This window comes from Paenibacillus lignilyticus, assembly GCF_017942085.1.
Lineage (GTDB): Bacteria > Bacillota > Bacilli > Paenibacillales > Paenibacillaceae > Paenibacillus_Z > Paenibacillus_Z lignilyticus.
The window spans coordinates 1-24,628 of sequence record NZ_JAGKSP010000039.1; the positions used below are offsets into that span (position 1 = coordinate 1).

The following is a 24,628-nucleotide window of genomic DNA, read 5'->3' on the forward strand; positions in this document are numbered from 1 at the left end:
CCGCATGCCTAATTCTCCATCCCCCAGCTACCGGCTCCTCCTCCATCCACTTCTCCATACTAACTATTGGATGAAATCCTGCGAATTCATGAGTCTGAGTGAGGAAACTGAATCATTTCGAGGGAGCTTAACAATGTATGTCAGTTGAGAACTGTCCAACCCGGGCGATAAGGGCGGGTCATAAAGTAAGGACGGAAGCCGCGTTGTCCGCGCAAGCTTCCGTCCCGATCTTGCGGACGACTATCTCAAGTAACGATTTCGGATGACCCCCATGTGATGAAGTTCGTGTCCTGCGATGCCGTACGCGAGGGCGCGCGCCGTAATGCTTACGTCGTTGGCAGTGCCCTTATGGGACCACGCCTCCGCCGGTAACCCGCGCAACAGCGTGATCGTCGCTTGCCTTACCGCCCGATAGTCTTCGGCCGATTGCGCGATTGTCCAGCTTCCGAAAGGAGGAATGAATAATTCCTGATCGAATCCGGGCAGTGGCGTCTGGTCCCCTCTTGCGAACCGGAGCAGGCGGTAGGTCATGACGCGTTCCGCGTCCGCGATGTGACCCACGACTTCCTTCAGCGTCCATTTCCCTTCCGCATACCGATACGCGCCCTGACTTTCGGACAAAGATGCTAGTAGCTCGGTCATTTGCTTTTCCTGGGCGAGCAGAATGTCGATGATGTTGCCTTCCGGCACCAACCGGATATACTCGCCGGAGTCCCCGGCGTATTCTTCTTCTGTCGGTTTTTGGTTCATGTGTAGTCACCTCTCTATGGAGATAAAAATTATAGCTCTTCATAACTTTAGAAGCATATTGTTGCCATGCCTAGATTAATGCATTAGTTTGAAGTGTTTTGGCAGCCGTTCAAGTATCGTGCCCTTTAGTTGAATGATTTAGTGCATCAATCTGTCATACTGAGAAGAAGCGTCACGATCTTCTCCACCAGTCCGCTATCAATCAACCAATTAAACACGATCATAAACACAATGAAGCTACAAACGAATCCCATTCCATACCCAAATGATTTCACAAATGCACGAGTAAATTCCATTTTCATTATGAAACTCATCCCCTTTAATATACCAATTCTACCAATTAGAATCAGAATGCTACAGAGGAATTCGTCCTGTTTTCAAGCTAAACTGCCCGTTAGCTTAACGCCTTTCCAGAAAGAAAAGTAACTCATCACAAATCTTATCGGATAAATAAACTTATGTAAGTTCGTTAATTTTCATAATCTTCTTAATGACCATTGGTACGTCTACTTCATTACAGCTGACTACAAAGAGGTAGTCAGCTTCGCCTAATTCTGGAGCCGATGTCTCGCTCTTTAGTTGTCGAGCAAGTACGTCGTCGAACGTTGAGGCACTCCGAAAAATGTCTTTGCTACGCTGACTTTCTGTTACCCGTACTTGAAGTACGTCATCCGGAATATCAAAATTGACGAGAATGGTTATAAACCCTTTGTTTCGAAAATAGTCCAGTACATCCATGCGACCGTTTCGTGCAAGATTAGAATTGCATAGAACGATGTGACAATCAGTCTGATTCACCGCGTAATCGACTATCGTTTGAGTAACTGCATATTTCAGCATATTCGGACCTTCTTTTGGACGTAACGACTTATAGTAAGCGTTTATGAACGATGCGTGATTATCTTGGTCAATAATAACTGCATTCTTTAACTGCAATTCTAGTTGTTTAGCAAATGTCGTCTTACCACTATGTGTTTTACCTACCGTTACAACTACAATTCTATTCATTAATAGCCTCCTTACTTTGTTTACACTTTTTTATTCAACAGAGTATTACGCAATGCTGTCCGGTAGCTTAATGCTGAATTTCAATGTCGTGATCTTTACACCATTTAATTACTAATTCTTTTATCTTTCTTTCTTTGTAGTCATACCATTGTTTATCAACACCGTGTTCAATAGTGTTATCTTTGAATCTTCGGAATGCTCCTCGCCCTTGAATATCTTCACACAGTTTTTCTTGAATTTTCTCATCCTCTAATGCCCCGATAAAATCTTCCATGAGTTCATATTCATTGAAGTCGTTTCTAAATGTAAAGTCGATGTAGATCCCATCTTCATCTTCAAGAATCTGGATTGCTTTTGCGATGTTCTCCCTTTGCCATTCAGGAAATTTTTCGAGTGGCTTTTCATCTTCAGCCGCTCCAATTTCTTCTCTTGTTAGCATAAAAACTTCTCCTGTTGCTGAATTAATGTATGTAAAAGTGTCGTCTATTTGCATCTCAATTTCACCAACTAAATCATTTAACTTAACTGGTTTCTTAGCCTTCATATTCGATTTCTCCCCTTATAATTACATCTTATTAAACATCCTGTCCAAAAAAACAAAACGGCTACCCTGGACGAGTGCCGATTGTTCAGCAGCCTATTCTACGTTGTGCCATCGTATCATAAATCCAATGTTATGCCTGTTCAGAAACAGTTTGTTTTGTTTGGGTATAGAAGCAAATCTGAACTTATTCGAATACCCGCATTCAAAGCTCCCGCTTTAGCTGCGGTTTTTTCTGGTATGATTACTCCCCCTTTTAACACGTAATCTTTAGTAAGAGAATCAACATAGAGCATGCCAGAAACCTCTTCTCCGATCAACGCCATATCAAATGGAGATATTGAATAAACTGTCTTCGCGATCTCAGAAAACACCGTTTCGAGTTCTTGCAGAAATAAATTTTTCTCGGGGATAAGTGGATACGTAACAGAATACTTCTTTTCTAATATTCCTGAAGGGATGCAAAAGTCCAGCCAATCAGATCCCTCTTCCTCTCTTACAGTTAATGACAAGCATCCGAGCAGTGTTGAGTCAGCCAATGTTAAAATACCGTACAGATAATTCGAGAAAACTTCACCTGAAACTAAGCCGAAATCGATAAATCCTTTACCCACATTCTCTTTCTCAATACAAGGACCAAACAGGTGATCATTTGACCATAATCCGTGAATACAGTCTCTTAGCAAATCATCACTTAACTTGTTTTTAAATTGAATGGCTAATTCAAAATAGCTGCCGTACCAATCCTCGTCAATGAACTGTTCCATATGTCTAAACCCCTTTATTAAAAGTTGCCGCTCTTTCTGTCGGTTTCTATTATATCTATGTTGAACTATCGTACCCGTTAGCCATTCATGCATCTCTTCTGCTGCACCACAGATCATGAAATTTAATTCGTTCTTTCATGGTAGTTTAGTACTATCTCGCAACCGTCAAACGACAGCCCATTTTCAATTATCTTTACGGCATTCGTGATTACTTCTCGTTGAAAGTCATTCAACCTAGACTCATCCCCATCCCAACTGCCGAGCCACCAAAAATATGAGCATATGTTTCTATAGTCCATGTACAATGGAATTTGCTTAATCCAATACTCATCTAGGAGATTATACTTAAAATATCCTTCAAGGAATTCGTGTAAGAACTTGTTTGCGAATTCATTTTTGGATTGTCTATCGTCCTTTTGAGCCCCCCACCAAACAGCATGGGTTGCCGCAATCGCAATATCCAACGAAAACCAACCATAGATGCTGTCATCAAAATCAAAGACCGTAATCGATTTATCATTTATGTGGAAATTATAGGGGTGGAAGTCGTTGTGAATCAACCAATATGAATTACCATCACGCGGTAATTTCATAATTCTTGATTCGTGTGATTTTAATCTCTCTAAGAGCACGTTATACTCGCTATGTAGTAAATATGGATTTGCAATTTCAGAACTTCGCCATTCATCTCTCCTTGTTTTTAAGGGGCGATACGATTTTGAGAGCATATGCATCTTCCCCATCGTTTCTCCCCATTGCCTGAATATGAATGTCCCCCATAATTTAGGATCATTTTTATTAAAAAATTGTCCAGGAGCACACTGAAAAGCAGTTGCAATAAAGCCTTTTCCATTCTCTTCATACACTGCAGTTAATTCATTATCTAAAGTTTTGATTGGTAATGATGCGTGGACACCGTTGTTTACTAAATAGCTTATCCAATCAACTTCCGCATTTACCTTGTTGATGTAATCATGAGATTTTTCAGTTATTCTTAAAAATAAAACCTCATTATTCTTTGTGAAACGAAATACATTATTAGTTGAATTGCTTATAAACTCAATAGAGTTACGATCAAATGCAAAAGATGCTGCTGCTTTATTTAATATCTCTGGACTCACCATTGTGAACCTCCAATATAGGTACTACCGGCCCGGTAAAACCACTTTACTTGAAATTCCCAAAAATTTATAGACTTATCTTTTTCTGCGTATTAAACTAATAATTAAGTATAAAGCTATTTTCCATTGACTAAAAAGGCTGCCGATTCCATTCGGCAGCCTTTGATTTTGATACGTAAAGTTAAGTTAGTTGAGAAAACGGCAACTTTTATACCGTTTGCTGTTTCTTCGTGGATCTTGAGCTATCGTGCCCGTTAGCCATTCATGCATCTCTTCTTTGCACCACAGAGCATGAAAGTTTATTCGTTCTTTCATGGTAGTTGAGAAAACGGCAGCTGCTAAACCAACTTATCCGTTCTTTCATCACATTCCGAAATTATTACTGTACCGCATTTCTCATTCTGATCATCGAGAAATTAACTGTTGATGCTAATATTCGTTCTTTCAAAGGGAGTAAAGAAGGTGTTACTCTCAGCTCAATTCCTTCTTCTATAATGGCCGAAATTAAGTCATCAATTATCTCTACATCTACGGGTACGACAGTACGAGTTGATATGTAATATCCTGCATTCGGTTCGTTTAACTCAAAACCATCGGCATCAAAAGTGTATTTATAAACATGTCCCTTTCTTAGCCGATCGTACCAACCACTCTCAATAGCAACTAATCGATTTGTTTTCGACATGCCAAAGAACTTTTCGTGGTCAACTTCTATTGTGTCTTCCTTAGGCCACACGCAAACTCTTGGACACTCACGTGGAAAATAATAATGAGGTGCATGATACTCATCAATTGTCCATACCTTCGCATCAGTCTGTTTGTATATAGTTCTTGGTTCAAATATCTTAATATCAGGTTCCTCACTAAAGTGGTATAGCTTCATTGAACTACCTCCCTTTTAATGTTGCTATCCAGCATCTGCTCCCCAATTATGATCTGCAGCATAACCGCCGATTGTATATGGCCCAATATAGAATGGTTATCCGCTTCATTATAAACATGTAAGGAAATCCGAATTTTGGGACATAACGATGTATTCTATAATGATAAATTGACCCTGAATCTATATAGTTTAGCAACTACGGAGAAAGTATCTTCATTGTGTCCTTTATTGGGAAACAATACAACTTCTTGTCTTTTGGAAAGGACAAGAAATTGTATCCATAAAATAAAAAAACCGCGTAAAACGCGGATTCTAATGCATATATGTTCTTGTCCTCTTACATTTAATGTGAATTTATGTCGGAGGACAAGAATAAATATCGATAAAAGACAAGAACATGATTGGTTTTCTTCTCTTCAATTAAAATAAAGCTGCCGCATTTGCCGGCAGCTATGTTGCTATCATGATCTGGTTTACATCAATTCTCATGAACTTAATCGACGAACATACCAATCTACATACTTCTGCAGATTAATATTTTGTTCTGTGGGATTATCATACACCTTCATCGCCATTGCTTGAGGCGTATAAGATTTCATTGCTCGGAGAGCTTGTTTTGCCGCCCTAGATGTAAACGGACAATCGTATTTCTTGGATTCCGTCTTGTCTGGCTGCGTATAAAACATTTCAATTAATGAAAAGTCATTATCTGCGGCTATGTCTTAGCTTGATCAGTGATTTGGTAAAAGTATTATTTTTAATGTGAATTTATATTAATAAAAAGCAATTTGTCGTTGTTCGCCCATTTCGATCGTTAACTGCTTCGTCCGAAACATGAAACGTGTGATTTAGAAAAATCAGCTAGTTTATGTCCGCATCTACAAGTAAAAGGAGACGTAAGCATCTTATCACTTAATAAAAATGGTCCGGTTTTCCTATATTTTGGAATGTAAACAATTCGTTTCCGGTATAAAGGCACTTTAGCTCTTGCAAATTTAAGCTGGCGGACACATCCAATGAATCCATTACCATTCTCCCCTTCCTATCCCCCCAGTATGTCCTTAATAAGGAATATGATTCCGATTGGCGCAATGTGAAAAAGCACAAAAACCTGTTCAATGTATTGAACAGGTTCTGCATCAAAACCGCTTGTCTCTAAGATCAGCACGTGTCTCCCATTCCCGAATAGCGGAGAATGGCCTGCTTCAGATTTTCTTTATTTTGAAAGCCGATTAGTGTTTCTACTTGATAACCATCCTTAAATAACATTAAAGTCGGTGTGTTCGTGACGCCGTATGTCGAGGCAAGTTCTCCTTCTTGTTCAATATCAACTTGAACAAGTGTTGCTTGATGTCTTACTTCATCGGCTAGCTCCTCTAGAATAGGAAGTTGTTTTTGACAAGTTTCACATTCTGATGTTAAAAAGCTCACTAGTGTAATTCCATGATCTATTTGTGCTTGAAAATTTTCTTTGATTAATGAAAATACCTTTATCAGTTCTCCTCCTGTAATGGGCGCTAGTGACGCTCAAAATCAGCTTACAATGCAATTCATACAATTCTCAATTCTTCCCGGATTTATACGGACTTAATATCCAACGGATGTTGTGGAACTTTGCCAAAGCTGATTTGTAATTTAGCATACAGACCTTTCGGAGAGTTCCCGATATAATTTGAAGTGTTCCCGGAAAACTTAAAAATAAATTGAACTTTAAAGGAGTAATTATAATGAATTCAAAAGAACAGAGTGTAATTATTGCACGCTTTCAATTAAAGCCTAACTCAGATAAACAAGCTTTTTTTGATAATCTAAAGCCCTTGTTTGACACAATGTCCAAAGAACCAACATTTGTAAATGGGATTGTTCATGAGAATGTAGACAATCCGGATGAAATTGTATTTTATGAAATTTGGAACTGTTCGAAAGAAACATGGCTGGCAGAAGAGGAATCGAAGGCTTATCGTCAAGGTCCTTATACGAAGGCAGCAGAGTTTTTGTTGGGAAGAGAGCTTAGTTTCTACACACCTACAGCTGAGTGGGGAACTACGATTACTGTAGGCAAGCATTTTTCTTGAAGCAAAGAGATTAAGCTCTTAAATAACTAATAAAATCCCCTCCGGTCAATGTTGAGTTCTTATTACAAAGAACTCAACGTTGACCGGAGGGGATTATTTGATTTTTTATGAAAAAGATCGTCCTAAGCTGGCGTGCGAACATTACCTGGCTCTTTCCCTTAGTTAAGTTATGATCATCCTCACTGCAAACAGCATCAAGGTGCCGCACATGATGCGTATTAGCAGTACGCTGCTGATACGTCGCGAGATGCGTGCACCGATCCAGCCACCAAGCAGCGCTCCTGGGGCAAGAGACAGTACAAGCAGCCAATCCCATTCACCGCGGATCAGATGCATGCCGCTGCCGAACAATGCCGAAACGAAGATAACCGCCATCGAGGTAGCGGTAGCCATATGCAGCGGGAAGCGGAACAAAAGTAGCATGGTGGGAATGAGCAAAATACCACCACCGATGCCGAGCAATCCGGCAATCAAGCCGACAGCCCCACCAATTATCAGTACCGGTAACACGTTATAACCGTATTCTTGCTCCACACCAGCGGTGTCTGTGTATTTCCGCACATAGCGCCAGTTACCTTTATAAGGTTTGATTCGTTTTCGAAACAGAAGTAACATGACCATGAACAGCATGAAATACCCGAATGCTCGCCGGAATATTTCTGGATCGAACAACGAGGTCAGGCTAGCACCTAATAATGATAATGGACCGCTCGAGAGCGAGAAGAATAGCGCACTGCGAAGATCGACTTTGCCCTCCTTCACAAACGTTAGCGTCGATGTAAACGACGTAAACACGAGTGCACCCAGCGATACGCCAACTGCCAGCGACGTGTCTACATTCTTGCCGAGCATGGACGGGCCGAGCAGAATCAACGAGGGCACGATTACAACCCCGCCGCCTAAGCCCACAATGGCACCAAATGTCGAAACGATTAAACCAAGTATGAACATCACTAGCAGCGCAGGAACATCCCACGACATTATTATTGGATACACTTACCTGCACCTCGTGTAACACTAAATTTTTTAACGATTGACCGTCTTTGGTCTCCTCTCAAGTCGTACAGAATCCATTATAGCGAACGCAGTGTCGCTTCATACCCGCTTAGCGCATCAGGGCAAGTCAATTAACATAAAAAACGTTTCAGTCGCTTCGTGTTCACCTTCAAGTTTCAACTTCGTTTCATTCACAATGCGTGCGGAATCCCGTTTGTATAACACCGCCCCGTCTTCTATCTCGTTAGATAAGTTTAATCGTCCCTCGATTACGAACAAAAATACTCTTCTTCCTTTTTCTTGTTCGAACGTTATTGTCGAGCCTTGTTTCAGCTTACTTAAATAAACCGTCATATCCTTGGTGTAATTTAGCGACTGTGTTCTCCATTGCTTTGCTGGATGCGATCGGCAACAACCGCCCTGAGAGCGCGTTAACTTCATAACTAGTCGCCTCATAGGACGGAGTTAGACCTCTTCGTTCAGGCTCGAACCATAATTGAAGGAAAGTTACATCGTCGGTTTTAGATGGATTATGCTCCAAATGCACTACCCCAGTACCTGCCGACATGCGTTGTATACTGCCGAAACTCGTAGTCATCACATTTCCTAGGCTGTCCTCGTGCCGAAGCTCCCCATTAAGAACGATGGATAATATCTCCATGTCGCTATGAGGATGTGGCCCAAACCCTCGAGCACTTCTAGGAAATCCATTATTTCACTTGAAATTTGCTTATAGTTACGTTTACTGATTAACACTTCAATATCACAGTATTCAATTTCACCGGTTTCCTCCTGCATTGTTCCCCCACCAGTAATTTCTCCCAAACTATTTGCACGCAAATATTCATCCAGCGGGTCTTCGTATACCAGTCCTCTATTAATTGGCATTATTTTGTCATTTAACTGGATGATGAATTGGATTTCTTCTGAACCAACTGACTTCACTTTGTTACCTCCTCATTTTTTAATAGCTTCGCCAGCATCAACATTGAACCTCAGTCGCTCCGGGAAACGTTATTCAATTAAATTACCATTATCTTTGATGACCTCCCTGAATGCCCTTTACCTTCAAAAATTTCCATCGGCGGTTCTCGCGCTTAGTTAGCTTGTACCGCTATAAGCTAACTAGCAAAAGCATATGAGAGAAACGCAGCTTATGTTTGAATTGGCCTCCATTAGCTTCAGCTCTGCTTCAGTTAATGTTGTTCTGATTTCCCTCATGATGTTCATTCCCCCGTTTATTTCTCGATAGTATGATTAAAACACAAAAAAACGTAAGAGGTCACTTTTTTCAAAGTGTCCCTCTTTCGAGTCACAGTTCTCTCATTGCTACTCGGGCAAATGATAGAGCAATCATTAATAAGCATTTTTCTACTTTAATCTAATACTGTCACTTTCTAGTCGCGACGATTCCACTTCGTATCCCCCATAATCCTGTCAATTATGTGCTCCGCTCCCCAAATAGCGGCTTCCTCAAATCCTTCGCATTCTGTCTTACTGGATGGTTTAATCTGCCCCTTATGATAAAGGGAATATTCACCCGAAATGGAATCAACTATGCAATTGGGTGGTGGCCATGACTCATCTTCATTCTTAAATGGTCTGTTCTCAATAAACGGCCATTCCCCTGATTGCAAAAGGTATTTATACACACCCCGAGAGCTATTCAGTTCATTCCCCCTACTTGTTCAACCATGGTTAGGCTGGTTGGGGACGTAGATCACGTATCACATGCGATAGTGTGGAAGACAAGAAGGTTAGGGGTTACCGGTGAATTTGCTAAAGGAGTGATGTTATGAATCCAGTGATTGGGTTAGATGTTTAGCGTCGTTCCTACGTTTCATTAAAGGCGTTTAAGTAGCTGCTGGGATGCGTCCATCCATTGTTATGGAGGCGACAGGTCATTATCATAGCCCTATTATTCAGTTTCTGGATGAACACCAGTATCTGTACATTGTTATTAATCCTTTAATCTCACATAACGCCAAGAAAAACAATTTGCGACGGTTGAAGATGGTTGCCGCTGATGCCCTTCTTTTAGGGACACTATTTTATAAAGAAGAGTTTGAACCCTTCAAAAAGCGGGGCCAGCATCTCATGAATTTACGGTATCTCACGCGCCAGCATGAGTCTTTAACGGGTATGTATGTTCAGGTGAAGCTCCAATTTCATGCGATTCTGGATCAGGTTTTCCCTGAATACCATGGCGTATTTGGTGACCTTTATTCAAAAGTTTCCCTTCGGTTCCTGGACTTACACCCTACGTCTAAAGCAATCTTGGATATGGCTGAAAAGGAGATTACAGCAACAATACAGCGCTTTCCGGGACGTGGTAAATCCGGTTTATGGTGTCTGGAGCGCACTCAAGCCTTAGTAGCTGCAGCAATGCGAAATCCCTTTAAGGAGACAGCCTACCCCAGCCATTTGATCTCCATGCAGCTGCTCATCCAATTGCTTCTTCAATACCAGGACCAAATCGGTAGAGGCCCTGGCTGAAGAGTTACTTGAATATGATTTAATCCAATCGATACCCGGTATTGGCACTAAGATTGCTGCAACAATTTTAGCTGAGATTGGGGAAATCGATCGGCTTCTTTAGCATATATGTTCTTGTCGCCCGACATTCTTTTTTAATTTACGGTTCGTTTTACTTTAATTTCAACAATTACTGTCACTTTCGTGCATCTCGGCTAAAGTCAGCAAGTATCCCCCATAGTTGTATAACGAAGAATAACCTGGCGCAGCTCTTCGATACGTTGTAGACCAACTAAGGTTTCCACTTGATAACCATCCTTAAACAGCATTAAAGTCGGTGCGCTTATTACGCCATATTCATTTGATAGCTCTTTTTCTTGCTCGATATTCACTTTAACAAAGGTTGCTTTGTGTCTCAGTTCTTGAGCTAGCTCCTTGATTATAGGAAGCTGCTCTCGACAGGAATCGCAAGCTGGTTCAATAAAGTTAACGAGCGTAATACCATAATCAATCTGTTCGCGAAAATTTTCCTTAGTCAAGAAAATTACCTCCATCATACACCCTCCTCTTCTAGATGCGTTGTGAGACCCGCATACTTGGAACTGAACCTCTCTCCGACAGGCAACTTCATTCTAATAAATCTAGCATTATTGATCAATCTCAATATTTCTATGGAAATGATAGATGAAATAAATCAAGAATAGAAACCATAAGACCTCTCTGATTGATTAGTTCTGTCTATCATTTGTATAGAAACAATGGGATTGATCTATAAAGTCTAAGATCCTACAATGATTGTGCAAGACATCAATCAACTTGGGAGGTCAATCTTTATGCCGAATACCATAGCAAATATTGTGATACCTGATAGTCACCTGGCGACTCAAGCAGCGGAATTGTTGCGTGATCATGGAGACGAGTTACTGTGGAACCATTCCAATCGTGTCTACCTTTTTGGCGCCCTTCAAGGACAACAGGCTGGCCTCAAATTCGACGCCGAGCTGCTTTATATTAGCGCATTGTTCCACGATTTGGGTTTAACCAAGAAGTTTAGCAGCCCTGACAAACGCTTCGAGGTTGATGGAGCGAACGCTGCCCGCGATTTCCTAACGTCGCACGGCGTACCCCAGGAATCCATTCGCCTTGTCTGGGACGCGATCGCGCTTCACACGACGATTGGAGTCGCTCAGTACAAGGAGCCAGAGGTTGCGTTGATCTATTCCGGTGTCGGGTACGATGTTATGGGCGAGAATTTCGAATCGCTTTCGGCAGAGGTTCGAGAACAGGTCATTGACGCCTTCCCTCGTAACAACTTCAAACAAAAGATACTGCATGCGTTCTTGGAAGGATTCAAACATAAGCCTGAAACGACATTCGGCAACATCAAATCTGATGTATGCGAGCTTTTGCTTCCTGGATACAAACGCACTAGTTTCTGCGACTGTGTCCTTCATAATCACTGGAACGAATAGATAATAGGTACTAAGTCTTCATTCATAACCGTGCCGCGATAAGCGGCTCGGTTTACTCTTCCCATCTGGAATAAAGAAGAAAACATGTTGGCAGAAGTTGGGCCGTTTCCCCACCACATCATATGCGAAACCAAAATTCATAAGCGCTGCTTCCGCTTCTTTGTATTCTACGATTCCGGTGGTCGTATGAATGGGCAGCAGCATCCCGTACTAACCGAATGGAATCCTCCGGCACACCGCGGCTTTTAAGAAAATCGCGGGCAGCATTGGCCCCATCGACTACAAAGCGTTTGTCAGAGCTAAGGAATGCGGTGGTGAGACCAATATCATGAAATAGCGAGCTAATGAAAAGTAACTCCGGGTGATCTGATTCAGATTCCCCCTTCATAGCTGCAAACAAAAATACCCGGTTCGAGTTGTTCCACAGAAGGTCATCGCCATGCTCGCGCAATAACTCAGCTGCTTCAACGGCTAGCTTGCGACAAAATTCGGCATAGATAACCTCCCTCCTATTCCATCCTTATACTCCCTAATCTCAAGCAATTTCTCCGCTCCCTGTCTATTTTTCTCGTTTGCATGACCTGATATACGCGGGGCACTTCAAGGCGATATACAAACGTATAAGTAGCTCTGCACAGGACATAATGATACAAAAAGTTACAGGAAAAGGCTGGATTTTACATGGTTGCAATCCCTAAAATGTGGGAGGAACTTAGGGAATCCTCTGATTTCGTTTATTTACATCAATCCAATCCTGCAAATCATTATTTGATCTGCTTTCTCAAGTCCATTACGGACATAAAAGTTATCAATGAACAAATTCTCGAATTTATTAGCACAAACACATGTCTTCTCTTCGATGAATTATTCGAAGCGCTGCCGATTGCAGAGAAAGAACTCTCCTCCGACTCGAATGTCATTCGAGACAAGTTACTTCTCGGATACGTTGCTATTCAACAGGTCTCGAGTGCTCAAACCATTCTGCTTAATGCGTGTCTATCGAAAGGACGTACGGTATCTAAACCCGAAATCGAATTCAATGTCGAGGGTTCTAAGGAGGCTCTTGTCGAATCGATCGATACCAATCTAAATCTGATTCGGAAACGGCTGCCTGTTGCTTCGCTGCGAATTAAAGAGCTCCATGTTGGGGATATCTCCAAGTCGAGAGTGGTCATTTGTTACATTGAAGACATCACGAATGAACAGTATATACAAACCTGTCTGCAGCGAATCGGGGATATACAGTTTGATACCGTTACGGATATCACCATCATTCAACAAATCATCGAAGACAATTCAAATTCGATCTTTCCTCAGATGCTTGGGACGGAACGAACGGATCGGATTGTATGGGGTTTGACATTGGGGCAGGTATGTATTTTAGTTGACGGGTCACCGAATGCAATTTTAGGCCCCGTTACATTTGAGCATTTCTTCACCTCGTACGAAGATTATTTCCTGCCCTGGATAATCGGATCCGTTATTCGCATGATCCGCCTTACTTCCGTAATGTTCTCTATTTTAGCCTCGGCCGTGTATGTCGCTGTCCTGACTTACCATGGTCATGGAATATCCAATGCCTTTCTGCCAACCATTATCGCTTCCCGGATTAATGTTCCTTTTCCTCCAGTTGTTGAGGTCGTCATTATGGAATTGGCCATTGAGCTTTTAAGAGAAGCGGGAGCGAGATTGCCATCCAAGATTGGGCAAACAATAGGAATTGTCGGAGGTATCGTACTCGGAACCGCAGCCGTGCAGGCATCACTGACAAGCAACTTTTTGTTAATCATCGTCGCTTTGTCGGCCATGGCTTCTTTTACAACGCCAGTATTTCGAATGAGCAATACGATACGAATCCTACGATTTCCGTTTATACTCTTTGCGCAAATGTGGGGATTTCTCGGAATTTTCTTATGCAGTGTCATCGTTGTTACTCATCTTCTGCGTCTTACTTCTCTAGGGATGCCATATCTGGTTCCATTCTACCCATTACGATTGAAGAGTTTAACCGATACGATTATCCGTCCTCCCTATTCCAAACTTCATCATCGACCACAGTTTTATAGGACCAAAAATCCAGTCAGGTTTGATAAAGATAAGTCAAACTTTAAAAAAGACATTGATGATTAACGACGGATATTGGCAAGGAGGGAATTCATTGTGGCTTCACACATACAAGAACGCAATACCGTCTCTCCTAATCTTACTTTCGTTATCATTCACGCTATGCTATTCGGTATCGACTTTCTGCTCCTTACCATTAAACCAGTTCAAATGGCAGGTCAAGATGCCTGGACTGCCGTCTTGCTTTGCTCTGCAGGCATTCATATTGTCATTGTTATGATGTACAGCGTCCTTAACCGCCATCAGACGGATCTGATGAACATTCATATCCGGCTGTTCGGTAAATGGATTGGTCTGATGCTCAATCTTATTTTTACCGTATTTTTTCTGTTTGTGGCTGTCTATCAATTACGTCTATTTATTGAGGTGATCCAGGTTTGGGTGTTTCCGGAAATGCAGACATGGTCACTTGCGCTCGTACTGCTCCTCATCGCTTACTACATTATTTCATGCGGTTTTCGCGTTATCGTTGGCATTTGCATGTTCAGTCTGATTAACACCGTTCTTTTTCTAACGATATTTTTTATGATTCCTTATTTTCATTTCAACAATTTATTACCTGCGATGAGTCATTCCCCATATGATATTTTGGGAGCAATGAAGGAATTGACCGCTTCCTACATGGGAATAGAAATGATTCCATTTTGTTACACGTTTATTAAAACGCCGCAAAAATCGCAAAAGTGGGCGCATTGGGGTGTTTTATCCATGACTTTCATTTACGCTGTGGAAGTCATCTTCGCAGTCATCACCTTCAAACCGGAACAGCTGTCGAATGAAGTTTGGCCGGGATTGACTAAATATAAATTCATCCATTTTCCTTTTGTTGAACGATTTGAATTTATCGGATCTTCAGCCACTGTTCTGCGACTGTTCCCCATCATTTGTTTATGTATATGGGTCGCGAGCCGCATCATGAAGTTTACGTTTTCCATTAGACAAATTAGGGTTCTTCCGTTTTTGTTAATTTTAGTTTTTATCGCAACCTGTCTGATTCCGAATCGTATCGGAGTTGACGTCGTTCAATACTGGATTAAGCTGTCGGGGATTAGCGTTATTTTTGTTTACTTCCCCGCTCTCTACCTATTCGATATCCTTAGAGCAAAGGTGGAGAAAACGAAGTGAAACGAACCTTTTGCGTGGTGTTGATGATCTGTCTGTTATTGACAGCTTGCGTTAAACAACAAATTCTGGACAGAATCAACCTGTTTATTGTTGCTTCATTCGACGAAGTATCAAGAGATCAGATTGAAATCACATTAGCGGTTCCTCAGTTTCAAGCAGGAAAGCCCGAGGTCGTGTCCGATGAACTGTATTCAAAAACAGGCCGCACAAGCACCGGAATTCGCGAATCCATCGGTACGCAAATGGACAAAGCATTGCAGCCTGGTAAACTTTCTGTTGCATTATTTGGCAAAGGAAAAGCTTCGAGCGGGATAGAAAAGGAGCTTGACGTCTTGCTGCGCAACGCCTTTTTTTCGCGTAGGATGTACTTAGCAGTAGTCGATGGAATGGCTAAAAACCTTCTGAGAGAAGATTTTAACAAAAAAGATGAAAAAGGTATGTTCCTCTATCACCTTCTTGACGCAAATGTAAGAAACGGCATTCTTCCTGGTCAAAATTTGCATGAATTCGAGTATGCTCTTGTAGGAAAGGGGCAGGACTCCTTCTTGCCAATTCTTCAATTTCAAAATGACCGTATAGTCGTTTCCGGCACAGCATTATTCAAAGAGGACAAGTACGTCGCAACTTTAGACTTCAACCAATCGCGGCTTATGAAACTGCTGTTGAAAGACATGAAACAAGGCATTTATGAAGTAAAGCTTGACAACGGAACATTCCTAGCTGTTGAGAATGTCGGTTCCACTGTTAAATATCATATGAAGAATGAAGCGATCAAGATTAGCTTGTCTATGAACTGCAAGATAAGAGAAGCAGTGGGAAATTCCACTTCAAATGAGCAACTCCGTTACCTAAAACAACGATTCAAACAGCAGCTTCTTCAATCAGCGAATGAACTGATAACAACACTTCAAAAAAATGCGGTCGATCCTCTAGGCTTAGGCGACTTTGCAAGAAGCCGAAATCGTCGCTGGAACGAAGATGATTGGATGCGTAAATATCCGACGATGAAGGTGGAAGTAGATGTTCAAGTCAATCTCATGGAAAGCGGGATTAAGCTGTAAATTGAGCCCCTCCATTGTGCTTACTCTTCATCCAAATAAATAAGGAGTTGCTGCAAGCAACTCCTTAGCGATTCAACTTTCATCAATGCTGAGCAAAATGTTAGCTAATTGATCAGGGGTTGAATAGAACGGCGAGTGATCTGTATCCAACGAGAATACTTCCATGCAAGGCGATGCTGCTTGCATTTGCCTCTGCCATTGGATTGGTATCGCATGATCTCGAAGACCTTCAATGTAGTAACGAGGAACTCGACCATAATTGGATTGCGTAAGACGAAGCGGTGTTACAAATGGACTCATTGCTTGCACCTGCAACCGTGATACTGCTCGGAGTACATCCTCGTTTACGCAATTATTGTAAAAGGTATCCATCGCTTTCTCTTCAAGAACGCAAATTGTTTGGCCATCTTCTGAGACCTGCATATTAGAATTTGGCGGAATGATCATCATGTCCTGACCATTCTGTAATAGAAATGCGGTGACATAGATAAGCGAATGAATTTGATTCGAACGGCGCTCTGCTGCTTGCGATACAACAATCCCGCCCATGCTGTGTCCAACTAGAATTACCTGTTGATCAAGTTCATCAATAGCAGTTACCACACGATTCACATATACGTCTAGCGTGACTGCTGAGATCGGGGTTTGGTCTCCCCCATGACCTGGCAAATCGATCGTAATTACACGGTGACCGGCGCTTTCTAATAAGGGAACAACTTTCTCCCAGCACCAAGCTCCGTGCCAAGCGCCATGAATGAGTAGATAAGTAGACAATGAAATCACCAGCCTTATGATGCAAGTTTCTTCTTTAATTCGGATTGGTTAGACAGAATGCCGCTTGTTACAAAATAGAACAAAGCACCGATAAAACACAGAGCCGCAAATATGGCGACCGCGATAAAGCCGTTAAAGGTCGCATAGATCAAGCCAGCAAACCAAGAACCGATTGTTGTCGCAGCGTACATGATTGAATTGCCTAAGCTGGATATCGTGCCGCGAATGGTAGGATTTAAAGAGGTCAGAAGTCCCATGATCAACGGAAATGCGATTCCCATGTTCAAGAATATGAAGAAGTATACACCGTCGAATGCTGCTAACGAGGGCAAGAAAGGTAAGACGATAAAACATATCGTTGCGATAAGAAAGCCCCCAACGAGTGTGTTGAACCGATTGAATTTCTGAACAACATAAGCACCGCCAAAACTCCCCACCAAGTTACCGATACCCAGGAAGAACATGACGAACCCCACTTGCTCAACCGAGAGATCAAAGCGATCCGTCATCCATTTGCCAATGAAAGAAAAGGCAGCCATGAATCCGCAATTAAACAAGAAATGTCCCAAGAAAGCTCTTCTCGCGATTCTACTGGTGAGTAGTGGGATATATCGTTTAAAGATCGGCATTCTGGCTCTTTGATCTTGGTTAGGTTTCATCGAAGGCAATGCTTTATAGGTAAATATGGATACCACCAAGGAACACGCGCCGATTACATAGAAAGGATAAGACCAGTGGGTTGAAGCGAGCAGACCTCCAATTGGTATACCGAATGCTTGGGCAGCAGCTAAACCCGCCATAACGATACCGAATACTTTGGCATTCTTGGACGCAGGGAAGAGAACCGGAATGGAGGCCCAAACTTGCGGTGACGTAAATGCTGCGCTGATTCCAGCCAGTAGTCGGAATAGAAACATCGACCAAAAGCCTGTCGCAAGTCCGCATAAAATGGTGGAGATGGAGAAAGCAACCATCCCATAAAACATAACTTTTTTGCGATCCCATCCATCGGAGAGCGGACCGGCGATCAGTGCAAATATGGCATAACCTAGAGCATATGCCCCCACCATCCATCCGGAATATTGGGTCGGTATATCAAACAATTCCTGAAGGGTGGGAATTAACGGCGAAATCAAAAATGTATCCGTGCCGATAAAGAACATGATGAAGAATAATAAAGTAGTCAACTTACCCATTCTGACTCACCCTTTCATTTTGTTCATTAGTTCAATGAGTATTGAACTAATGAACAAAAAAAATATCTTCGAGGCATTTAGGACTGCTCAATTATTAGATGTGACGATAGACAGATGTTTTGCAGCATCCTCCACAATGCGATACGCCTGCTGCATGACCTCTTCTGGATTTAAAATCGATGTACCTTGTGCTCTCACGATTTGATAATCTTTCACGCCTAGGAAATCGAACATGGCTTTCAAGTACTTATGCGAGAATTCAACCTCTGTGTACCAATTGTTATTGGTATATATCGAGCCGCTCCCCTGAATAACGAGAAGGCTTCGCCCGTCATCCAACAAACCGACCGCTCCATTTTCCGTAAATTTGTAGGTTTCTCGAGGTGCAATAACGTGGTCCATATAGTCCTTGAGTTTGGACGGTATATTGAAATTGTGCAGCGGCATAACGATAACGTACTTCTTCACTTCTTTGAATTTCTTGAGTATCTCGTTGGTGCGAGCAATAATGCTTTGTTCCGAATCATTGAGAGCTATTCCAGTCGCCATCTTCTCCCGTGCTTCTAGCAAAGTACGGTCAATCAGAGGAATATAATCTTCATAGAGATTGATCTGTTCGATGGTGTCTTCCGGGTTGAACTTCTTATACTCCTTCAGAAAATGCTCCAATACTCTCAAACTGAATGACTCCTTGGAATCTACTTTTGGATGCGCATTGATGATTAGCATGTTAGCCATGTCATTTCACTCCTATATCAATTTTGTTGAACATATCCATCACAGCTTGTTCTATAGTTCAATAAGTATTGAACTATAGAACAAGAAAACTTCTACAACGTATCCAGAAATCCGGGCAAATACGTCTGAAAAGTTTCCATATTGATACTCATATACCTCGTTTGAGCTTCTTTTCGTACTTTGATCAACTTTGCCTCCCTTAAAGTACGTAAATGATATGAAGTATTCGACTTTGACGTCCCTTGCACGTCCCCCACTTCTCCGCAATTCATCTCTTTCTTACTGGCGTATAGATTCCGTATAATTTCCAATCGCGTCTCGTCAGCCAATGCCTTAAATATCTTGGCTCTGTTCTCATCATTCAATCTTTGGTCAGTAGTCATAAAACCATTGTACTAAGAAAATATTACAAATCAAGTTCTCCTTTCTCCGATCGGCCAACTTCATTCTATAATTTTCGGTATCATTGATCAATCTCAATATTTCAATAGAAATGATAGAAGAATTAAATCAAGGCTTCACTTTCTATTCACTAATTTCAGTGAACGCGCACTTTGTATAATGAGCTCAATTAACTCCCTGACTGCAGTCTCCAAATACTTTTCCTTTAGATAGACGATGCCGATTTCCCTGGTTAACGAAGGATTCACGACAGGAATCGCTACAAGTCCTTGACGCTCGTATAAATGAAGTAATGTCCGAGATAATATCGTTACTCCGGCTCCGGATTGGATAAGCTTCAGCAAGGAACCGATGGTCGTCGTCTCGATTTTAGGCTGCAGCTTAAAGCCTAAGCCAAAACTAACCGCATCAAGCATTTGCCGACAACGATAGGTCATCGGAAACATGATAATGTCCTCATTGCGAATTTGGTCAAAATCAACGCTGGTATTTCCAGACAAAGGGTGGTCGTCTCTCATAACGAAATAGAAATTTTCTTCGTATATAGGAATTTTTCCAAACCGGTCATCATCTTTCAATAATATGGTGACCCCAATATCAGCATCTTCGCTTATTATCGGCGCTACGACATCTTCGGACCCGATAAGTCTGATTTTCAAATTCGGATGATTGCGAGAGAAATCTCCCAGTACACCTGAAACGAACTCATTTATTTCACCAATTAGTACAGCAATAGAGAGCTGACCGCGTTCAATCTGACGCAATTCGTTAATTTCATTCCGAAAGCCGGATAGCGCTCCGAAAATTTGCAAACAATATTTGAATAAAATATCTCCACTTGCCGTCATCGTGATCTTCTTGCCTATACGATTAAATAAGGGTATACCAACTTCTTCTTCTAACAGCTTAATCTGATAACTAAGCGTCGGTTGGGAAATTCCCAGCTGCTCCGCTGCTCGAGTAAAATGCAGATGTTCACAAACAGCCTTGAAACATTCCAATTGTCTGAACTCCATCCTTGTTCGCCCCCATAACTCCTAACACGCTCATCAATATAATACATCAAAGAAAAGAATTAATTCATTTCAAAAACCACCGTCTAATTAGCTGACGATGGTTTTGGATAGCCAATCATTAAATTTGAATGTTAACTTTCTGCTTCACTTTGATCTGTCGATATGCTGCGGATAGACCCATTAATACTCCTGTCGTGATAAAGACGCCAACTGGGAACCACCAAGAGCCCCATGCCGGGTATATAAGCGGCATCAATGCCACACCAAATGCAACGGGTAATGGCGCCTTAAACAACTTGCAAAGAATCATGGTAATCAGCACATTTACGATACCGACCAATAAGATGGAGCCTGCGAATAAGTGAAATATGACAACCGCGAGTATAGCCGTTAATGTCACTACTGCTAAAGGTGTCGGAATCTTACGCCATGTAAATTTCTGGGCATGAAAGACTTCAAAGATGAGTGCAAATACAGGTGGAACCAGGATTACCTGAATCTGTGCAGCGAAAGCTAGTCCAATCCAAAGACATAGAATTACGCTTAGTATGAGTGTATCTGTCTTTTTCCGGAAATTCTGAGGACCATTAGGTAACTTTTGTTGTTTTTTCATACTTAGAGCGCCTAACATAATCATGAACGTGAAGATCGCCGTTGTGATGGCAAACACATAATCATGGATCCCCAAGAAGAACGGCAGCAATCCAGCAGGAATTGTGGGTCCAAAATGAACTCGAAATAGATGCATGAGAATAACGATAATAATAAAACACAGCCATAGTTTCAAGAGCGGCGAAATGCTCAAATCGTTCAATGCTGTACCTAAAAATGCAGCCAAACTCGGCGATAGCCATAAGTGAACCGGCCTCTTGATCCAATCTGCTACTTGGAATGCCATCACTCCCATCGCCATACCAGCGATTTCTGGGAATAGAATATCCTTCTGCCCAAGAACGATTGAGCATGCAAGCATCAAGAGAATTAAAAGTAATGCAGCAACCAATCTTTTGAACTTTTGAAGATCCCCTATCATATCGTATTTCCCCCTATTCAATCATTATTGTTAATTTCTCTTTAAAAATATGCCGATGCCTTATTCTAAGAAATCTGAAATGTTTGATCAATGTCATTGTTTCAATGAGAATGATAGAGAAATTCAATCATTGATGACATCATCACGAAATCAAACACAGCGAGAAAGGAGGAACACGAGGTTCCTCCTTTCTCTTTGCGGCTTCTCGCTAATAGGTTACTGCACACCGAAGGTAAATACCGCATCTGCGTCAGGCGACAAATTGTTGTTATCCCTGATCGAGTCGGCACCACTGCTAGTGTAAGCGATCATTCCGATCTTCCCAGGAGAGAGTGACGGTACTTTCATTTTGTTTGTCCGTCTAGACGACCTTCCGTAGGCATGCTTGCCTTTGACAAGTTTCGGGCCTTCATCAAAGGAAGTGGTGAGTCAATCGGCATTCGCCCTGCTGTTCAAAGCCGATTCTTGCGTCATATAAGGCTAAGCGAAGCTGCAGTTTCAGGCGGTTCTTGTTCAAGTTTTCCAGAATACCGCGGTGTATTTGGAGATCTGTACTCGAAGGTTTCCCTTCTCTTTCTGGCCCTCCACCGTACCTCTTCGTCCGTGCTGACCCTGGAAAAGCAAATGGATGCCCTCGCTAATGAATTGGAAGAATATCAGATTATCCAATCGATTCCCGGTATCGGTGAAAAAATCGCTGCAATACGGCGATCCGGCAGCAAGAAAGTGAAGGCATTTTACGACAAGAAGATCGATGAAGGTAAGCCTTACAAAGTTGCCATGATTGCATGCGTGAACAAGCTACTGCACTGCTTATTCGCATTGCTTAAGCGCAAAGAAACCTTCATCGACCTGGATTTAGCTTTTCAACCAGTACGCAATAATAATGATTTTGTTGCTAAGTATTATTTGCGTCGTACATACCCCACCTTCGAAGAACTTCAAAAGGACATCGATACGTACATTTATTTTTACAATAACAAGCGTCTGCAGGCAAAACTAAACGGCCTTAGTCCAGTGGAATTCAGGACCAAGGCCGCCTAACCAAGCTTATATTATTTGTAGTGTCTACTTGACGGGGTGCAGTTCATCTGCCGGCAGCCTGTTGGTTGTTATGCTATCGTATCCCGTTCGTATTATGAGGTCACCAGATTTTTCTGGTCGACCTCGTTTTTGTTAGGTCGTAAGATTACGGGTAGCTGGGCAGGACGTTCGTGTCCCTTGGAGGCAAATCCCGTGAGCTATACTGTCCAGCTCCCTACTCGTTGAGATCATGTTTAGGCTGGTTGGGACCTGGATCCCGAATAACAAGCGATGCTGTGAGTCAACGAAGATGAGGGGGTGCCGGCTAATACGGAGAAAAGGATGAGATATATGAATCCAGTCATTGGTCTGGATGTTTCCAAAGGAGAAAGTATGGCCCAGGCTTTTCTTACCAGTCGCCGCTCATTCCAGTGTTCGAGGAACTGGGTATGTATACTTGGTAATCAATCCCCTGCTCACCAAAAACAGCCCGAAAACGCAAGCTGCGTAATGTGAAGACCGATGCTGCAGATGCCCACTTGCTCGGAGAGTTGTTCTACAAAGAGGAGCTCCAGCCCGAGCTTAGACGAGGTACCCAGCTCTTGAACTTGCGCCATCTGACACGGTTCTATGAGTCCATCTCAGATATGTATGTGCAGACAAAGCTGCAGTTTCATGCGGTTTTGGACCAAGTCTTTCCGGAGTATATTGGAGTCTTTGGCGACACGTTTTCCAAGGTCTCACTTCGACTTCTATTTCGGTTTCCAACATCCGAGAAGGTACTTCAGTTGGGTAAAACCGAGCTAATTGAAGCGATTAATGAGCTTACTCCCCGGGCACGCTCAGTGCGCTGGGCTGAGGAATGTTCGGAGAGGCTGATTGCAGCAGCCGAGCGAAATCCCTCTAAGAGTTCAACGATGAGTAGCCATTTTGTTAGTCGAGGGATTCTCGTGCAATCACTTCTTCAGTACCAAGAGCACCTATCTCAGCTCGAAAAGCAAATAGATGCTCTGGCTGAAGATATTGAGGCATTTGATCTATTACGCTCAATTCCCGGTATTGGCAATAAAATTGCGGCAACAATTTTATCCGAAGGGAGAAATCGAGCGATTCGACAATGCCAATAAGCTAGTAGCATTCGCCGGTCTGGTACCTCCACTCATAAAATTAGGATAATGGTACCAAATAAATTCAAACCAAGGTGGCGCTACATCAGTAAAATGTCCCCAACTCCCAGGCAAGTCCCCAGGATCATTACTTTTTATCTCGGAAAAATATCCTAGAACAAACTGTTCCTTTATCAAACCGTTCATAATTCTACTCAACGTTTGTGTATATTCTCTCGGCTCTTGAATTTTATCTGGAGACTTAGAACGATCATACACCCAATCTTGATCTGGATAAGATGTGAGCGTTTCATCTTTATACGGATTTCTTAATATATAACCAGTACCATTCCAATCCACATGTGAAAGTCCAGAGAAGAACGGATTAGCGCACATGAGATGATAAAATCCGCCTGCTTTAATTATTCGAGATACCTCATGAAAAACAACTCGTGAATCAGGAACAAATGTAAGCGAGTAGGGATGCCATATGACATCAAATGAATCATCTGCAAAGCAAGATAAGTCGCGCATATCACCTTGATAAACATTAACATCTACTCCATAATGCTCAGCAGCTGCCTTATCTCGCTCTAATTGCGTGTGTGAAATGTCCAGTACCGAAACATTAGCTCCAAGCAAAGCAAATGCCGCTGACTGCTGTCCACCTCCACTTGCCAAACAAAGTATGTTCTTTCCTGTCAGTTCATCCATAATACCCATTCGATCGAGACCTAAATAATCACGAGCAGACTCTTTATTAAGATCAAGATAAGGACGAGTGAAAAGGGCATCTGATTTTGCCAACGACTCCCATCTTGCTTGATTAAATAAATACACCTCATCTTTCATTTTTTAACCTCCTTGTTTTATATTTAATGTAAACGCCGTGAATCAAATAATGTTGCAATAAGCTGTTAAGCTATCCAATTGTCTGATGGA

The 24,628-nt window shown here is 42.0% G+C and carries 27 protein-coding genes and 3 pseudogenes; 10 read left to right on the top strand and 20 right to left on the bottom strand.

The window, feature by feature from the left end; all coding sequences use genetic code 11:
- Window positions 1-240: 240 nt before the first annotated feature.
- From I8J30_RS32130 to I8J30_RS32160, 7 genes are all read right to left on the bottom strand, one after another.
- Window positions 241-750, bottom strand: a complete 510-nt coding sequence (locus tag I8J30_RS32130) for a DinB family protein (protein WP_210664420.1) — start codon at window positions 748-750, stop codon at window positions 241-243.
- Between the two features lie 456 nt (window positions 751-1,206).
- Window positions 1,207-1,758, bottom strand: coding sequence for an AAA family ATPase (locus I8J30_RS32135; protein ID WP_210664421.1), 552 nt, complete (start codon window positions 1,756-1,758; stop codon window positions 1,207-1,209).
- Between the two features lie 67 nt (window positions 1,759-1,825).
- Window positions 1,826-2,302 carry a UPF0158 family protein gene (locus tag I8J30_RS32140; RefSeq protein WP_210664422.1) on the bottom strand — a complete coding sequence of 159 codons (477 nt, stop codon included), beginning with the start codon at window positions 2,300-2,302 and terminating at the stop codon, window positions 1,826-1,828.
- Window positions 2,303-2,442: 140 nt separating this feature from the next.
- Complete coding sequence (locus tag I8J30_RS32145; RefSeq protein ID WP_210664423.1) at window positions 2,443-3,066, bottom strand: hypothetical protein; 624 nt, start codon at window positions 3,064-3,066, stop codon at window positions 2,443-2,445.
- 122 nt (window positions 3,067-3,188) lie between these two features.
- Window positions 3,189-4,190, bottom strand: a complete 1,002-nt coding sequence (locus I8J30_RS32150; RefSeq protein WP_210664424.1) for a phosphotransferase enzyme family protein — start codon at window positions 4,188-4,190, stop codon at window positions 3,189-3,191.
- 376 nt (window positions 4,191-4,566) lie between these two features.
- Window positions 4,567-5,070 (bottom strand): DUF6886 family protein, encoded by a 504-nt coding sequence (locus tag I8J30_RS32155; RefSeq protein ID WP_210664425.1) that lies wholly within the window; start codon window positions 5,068-5,070, stop codon window positions 4,567-4,569.
- Window positions 5,071-6,231: 1,161 nt separating this feature from the next.
- Window positions 6,232-6,582, bottom strand: a complete 351-nt coding sequence (locus tag I8J30_RS32160; RefSeq protein ID WP_338044990.1) for a thioredoxin family protein — start codon at window positions 6,580-6,582, stop codon at window positions 6,232-6,234.
- A 215-nt stretch (window positions 6,583-6,797) separates the two neighbouring features.
- Between I8J30_RS32160 and I8J30_RS32165 the strand changes: the two genes are divergently transcribed.
- Window positions 6,798-7,145, top strand: a complete 348-nt coding sequence (locus I8J30_RS32165; RefSeq protein WP_210664426.1) for a putative quinol monooxygenase — start codon at window positions 6,798-6,800, stop codon at window positions 7,143-7,145.
- A gap of 162 nt (window positions 7,146-7,307) precedes the next feature.
- Here the strand turns inward: I8J30_RS32165 and I8J30_RS32170 are convergent, their stop codons facing one another.
- The 4 genes from I8J30_RS32170 to I8J30_RS32180 form a co-directional block, all read right to left on the bottom strand.
- Complete coding sequence (locus I8J30_RS32170; protein WP_338044989.1) at window positions 7,308-8,141, bottom strand: sulfite exporter TauE/SafE family protein; 834 nt, start codon at window positions 8,139-8,141, stop codon at window positions 7,308-7,310.
- A 117-nt stretch (window positions 8,142-8,258) separates the two neighbouring features.
- Window positions 8,259-8,582: a pirin family protein gene (locus I8J30_RS33425; protein WP_240548544.1), complete on the bottom strand. Its 324-nt coding sequence runs from the start codon at window positions 8,580-8,582 to the stop codon at window positions 8,259-8,261.
- On the bottom strand, window positions 8,476-8,802 hold the full coding sequence (locus I8J30_RS33430; RefSeq protein WP_240548540.1) for a pirin family protein: 327 nt from the start codon (window positions 8,800-8,802) through the stop codon (window positions 8,476-8,478). The genes I8J30_RS33425 and I8J30_RS33430 overlap by 107 nt, the downstream gene beginning before the upstream one ends.
- A complete protein-coding gene (locus tag I8J30_RS32180) occupies window positions 8,748-9,086 on the bottom strand; it encodes a hypothetical protein (protein WP_210664427.1) in 339 nt (112 codons plus the stop codon). Before I8J30_RS32180 ends, I8J30_RS33430 begins: the two co-directional genes overlap by 55 nt.
- 918 nt (window positions 9,087-10,004) lie before the next feature.
- Between I8J30_RS32180 and I8J30_RS32185 the strand changes: the two are divergent.
- Window positions 10,005-10,731, top strand: a pseudogene (locus tag I8J30_RS32185) (IS110 family transposase); the annotation flags it as partial.
- A gap of 106 nt (window positions 10,732-10,837) precedes the next feature.
- Here the strand turns inward: I8J30_RS32185 and I8J30_RS32190 are convergent.
- Window positions 10,838-11,173 carry a thioredoxin family protein gene (locus I8J30_RS32190; protein ID WP_210664428.1) on the bottom strand — a complete coding sequence of 112 codons (336 nt, stop codon included), beginning with the start codon at window positions 11,171-11,173 and terminating at the stop codon, window positions 10,838-10,840.
- A 276-nt stretch (window positions 11,174-11,449) separates the two neighbouring features.
- On the opposite strand from I8J30_RS32190, the gene I8J30_RS32195 reads away from it, so the two are divergent.
- Window positions 11,450-12,088: an HD domain-containing protein gene (locus I8J30_RS32195; RefSeq protein WP_210664429.1), complete on the top strand. Its 639-nt coding sequence runs from the start codon at window positions 11,450-11,452 to the stop codon at window positions 12,086-12,088.
- A gap of 118 nt (window positions 12,089-12,206) precedes the next feature.
- Here I8J30_RS32195 and I8J30_RS33440 read toward each other — a convergent pair whose 3' ends face one another.
- The gene (locus I8J30_RS33440) at window positions 12,207-12,476 is read right to left on the bottom strand and encodes an HD domain-containing protein (RefSeq protein WP_240548546.1); all 270 of its coding nucleotides are present in this window, start codon (window positions 12,474-12,476) and stop codon (window positions 12,207-12,209) included.
- Window positions 12,477-12,769: 293 nt separating this feature from the next.
- Here I8J30_RS33440 and I8J30_RS32205 point away from each other — a divergent pair, with 293 nt between their 5' ends.
- Genes I8J30_RS32205 through I8J30_RS32215 form a run of 3 tightly spaced genes read left to right on the top strand, consistent with a single transcriptional unit; the run spans window position 12,770 to window position 16,398 of the window.
- Window positions 12,770-14,218, top strand: coding sequence for a spore germination protein (locus I8J30_RS32205; RefSeq protein WP_210664430.1), 1,449 nt, complete (start codon window positions 12,770-12,772; stop codon window positions 14,216-14,218).
- 30 nt (window positions 14,219-14,248) lie between these two features.
- Window positions 14,249-15,337: a GerAB/ArcD/ProY family transporter gene (locus tag I8J30_RS32210; RefSeq protein WP_210664431.1), complete on the top strand. Its 1,089-nt coding sequence runs from the start codon at window positions 14,249-14,251 to the stop codon at window positions 15,335-15,337.
- On the top strand, window positions 15,334-16,398 hold the full coding sequence (locus I8J30_RS32215) for a Ger(x)C family spore germination protein (RefSeq protein WP_210664432.1): 1,065 nt from the start codon (window positions 15,334-15,336) through the stop codon (window positions 16,396-16,398). The genes I8J30_RS32210 and I8J30_RS32215 overlap by 4 nt, the downstream gene beginning before the upstream one ends.
- Window positions 16,399-16,470: 72 nt before the next feature.
- Here I8J30_RS32215 and I8J30_RS32220 read toward each other — a convergent pair whose 3' ends face one another.
- The 6 genes from I8J30_RS32220 to I8J30_RS32245 form a co-directional block, all read right to left on the bottom strand.
- Window positions 16,471-17,172, bottom strand: a complete 702-nt coding sequence (locus tag I8J30_RS32220; RefSeq protein ID WP_210664433.1) for an alpha/beta fold hydrolase — start codon at window positions 17,170-17,172, stop codon at window positions 16,471-16,473.
- 14 nt (window positions 17,173-17,186) lie between these two features.
- The gene (locus tag I8J30_RS32225; RefSeq protein WP_210664434.1) at window positions 17,187-18,368 is read right to left on the bottom strand and encodes an MFS transporter; all 1,182 of its coding nucleotides are present in this window, start codon (window positions 18,366-18,368) and stop codon (window positions 17,187-17,189) included.
- A gap of 87 nt (window positions 18,369-18,455) precedes the next feature.
- Window positions 18,456-19,106, bottom strand: coding sequence for an FMN-dependent NADH-azoreductase (locus tag I8J30_RS32230; protein ID WP_210664435.1), 651 nt, complete (start codon window positions 19,104-19,106; stop codon window positions 18,456-18,458).
- Window positions 19,107-19,198: 92 nt separating this feature from the next.
- Window positions 19,199-19,489 (bottom strand): ArsR/SmtB family transcription factor, encoded by a 291-nt coding sequence (locus tag I8J30_RS32235; RefSeq protein WP_210664436.1) that lies wholly within the window; start codon window positions 19,487-19,489, stop codon window positions 19,199-19,201.
- 135 nt (window positions 19,490-19,624) lie between these two features.
- Window positions 19,625-20,524, bottom strand: coding sequence for a LysR family transcriptional regulator (locus tag I8J30_RS32240; protein ID WP_210664437.1), 900 nt, complete (start codon window positions 20,522-20,524; stop codon window positions 19,625-19,627).
- A gap of 118 nt (window positions 20,525-20,642) precedes the next feature.
- On the bottom strand, window positions 20,643-21,557 hold the full coding sequence (locus I8J30_RS32245; RefSeq protein ID WP_210664438.1) for a hypothetical protein: 915 nt from the start codon (window positions 21,555-21,557) through the stop codon (window positions 20,643-20,645).
- Window positions 21,558-22,044: 487 nt separating this feature from the next.
- Between I8J30_RS32245 and I8J30_RS33445 the strand changes: the two are divergent.
- The 4 genes and pseudogenes from I8J30_RS33445 to I8J30_RS33455 form a co-directional block, all read left to right on the top strand.
- Window positions 22,045-22,412: pseudogene (locus I8J30_RS33445) on the top strand (hypothetical protein); the annotation flags it as partial.
- 54 nt (window positions 22,413-22,466) lie between these two features.
- Complete coding sequence (locus tag I8J30_RS33450) at window positions 22,467-22,601, top strand: IS3 family transposase (protein WP_420831269.1); 135 nt, start codon at window positions 22,467-22,469, stop codon at window positions 22,599-22,601.
- A gap of 491 nt (window positions 22,602-23,092) precedes the next feature.
- Window positions 23,093-23,221: pseudogene (locus I8J30_RS34350) on the top strand (IS110 family transposase); the annotation flags it as partial.
- Window positions 23,222-23,368: 147 nt separating this feature from the next.
- Window positions 23,369-23,707: a hypothetical protein gene (locus tag I8J30_RS33455; protein WP_240548542.1), complete on the top strand. Its 339-nt coding sequence runs from the start codon at window positions 23,369-23,371 to the stop codon at window positions 23,705-23,707.
- Here I8J30_RS33455 and I8J30_RS32260 read toward each other — a convergent pair.
- Window positions 23,666-24,538, bottom strand: a complete 873-nt coding sequence (locus I8J30_RS32260; RefSeq protein ID WP_210664441.1) for a class I SAM-dependent methyltransferase — start codon at window positions 24,536-24,538, stop codon at window positions 23,666-23,668. The two genes, I8J30_RS33455 and I8J30_RS32260, sit on opposite strands and share 42 nt — an antisense overlap.
- Window positions 24,539-24,628 lie beyond the last annotated feature (90 nt).

Bases quoted from the DNA above. Each gene is read 5' to 3' on its own strand.
- I8J30_RS32130 (WP_210664420.1), bottom strand. From the start codon at position 750: ATGAACCAAAAACCGACAGAAGAAGAATACGCCGGGGACTCCGGCGAG.
- I8J30_RS32135 (WP_210664421.1), bottom strand. From the start codon at position 1,758: ATGAATAGAATTGTAGTTGTAACGGTAGGTAAAACACATAGTGGTAAG.
- I8J30_RS32140 (WP_210664422.1), bottom strand. From the start codon at position 2,302: ATGAAGGCTAAGAAACCAGTTAAGTTAAATGATTTAGTTGGTGAAATT.
- I8J30_RS32145 (WP_210664423.1), bottom strand. From the start codon at position 3,066: ATGGAACAGTTCATTGACGAGGATTGGTACGGCAGCTATTTTGAATTA.
- I8J30_RS32150 (WP_210664424.1), bottom strand. From the start codon at position 4,190: ATGGTGAGTCCAGAGATATTAAATAAAGCAGCAGCATCTTTTGCATTT.
- I8J30_RS32155 (WP_210664425.1), bottom strand. From the start codon at position 5,070: ATGAAGCTATACCACTTTAGTGAGGAACCTGATATTAAGATATTTGAA.
- I8J30_RS32165 (WP_210664426.1), top strand. From the start codon at position 6,798: ATGAATTCAAAAGAACAGAGTGTAATTATTGCACGCTTTCAATTAAAG.
- I8J30_RS33425 (WP_240548544.1), bottom strand. From the start codon at position 8,582: ATGAAGTTAACGCGCTCTCAGGGCGGTTGTTGCCGATCGCATCCAGCA.
- I8J30_RS33430 (WP_240548540.1), bottom strand. From the start codon at position 8,802: ATGGAGATATTATCCATCGTTCTTAATGGGGAGCTTCGGCACGAGGAC.
- I8J30_RS32190 (WP_210664428.1), bottom strand. From the start codon at position 11,173: ATGATGGAGGTAATTTTCTTGACTAAGGAAAATTTTCGCGAACAGATT.
- I8J30_RS32195 (WP_210664429.1), top strand. From the start codon at position 11,450: ATGCCGAATACCATAGCAAATATTGTGATACCTGATAGTCACCTGGCG.
- I8J30_RS33440 (WP_240548546.1), bottom strand. From the start codon at position 12,476: ATGAAGGGGGAATCTGAATCAGATCACCCGGAGTTACTTTTCATTAGC.
- I8J30_RS32205 (WP_210664430.1), top strand. From the start codon at position 12,770: ATGGTTGCAATCCCTAAAATGTGGGAGGAACTTAGGGAATCCTCTGAT.
- I8J30_RS32225 (WP_210664434.1), bottom strand. From the start codon at position 18,368: ATGGGTAAGTTGACTACTTTATTATTCTTCATCATGTTCTTTATCGGC.
- I8J30_RS32230 (WP_210664435.1), bottom strand. From the start codon at position 19,106: ATGGCTAACATGCTAATCATCAATGCGCATCCAAAAGTAGATTCCAAG.
- I8J30_RS32235 (WP_210664436.1), bottom strand. From the start codon at position 19,489: ATGACTACTGACCAAAGATTGAATGATGAGAACAGAGCCAAGATATTT.
- I8J30_RS32240 (WP_210664437.1), bottom strand. From the start codon at position 20,524: ATGGAGTTCAGACAATTGGAATGTTTCAAGGCTGTTTGTGAACATCTG.
- I8J30_RS32245 (WP_210664438.1), bottom strand. From the start codon at position 21,557: ATGATAGGGGATCTTCAAAAGTTCAAAAGATTGGTTGCTGCATTACTT.
- I8J30_RS32260 (WP_210664441.1), bottom strand. From the start codon at position 24,538: ATGAAAGATGAGGTGTATTTATTTAATCAAGCAAGATGGGAGTCGTTG.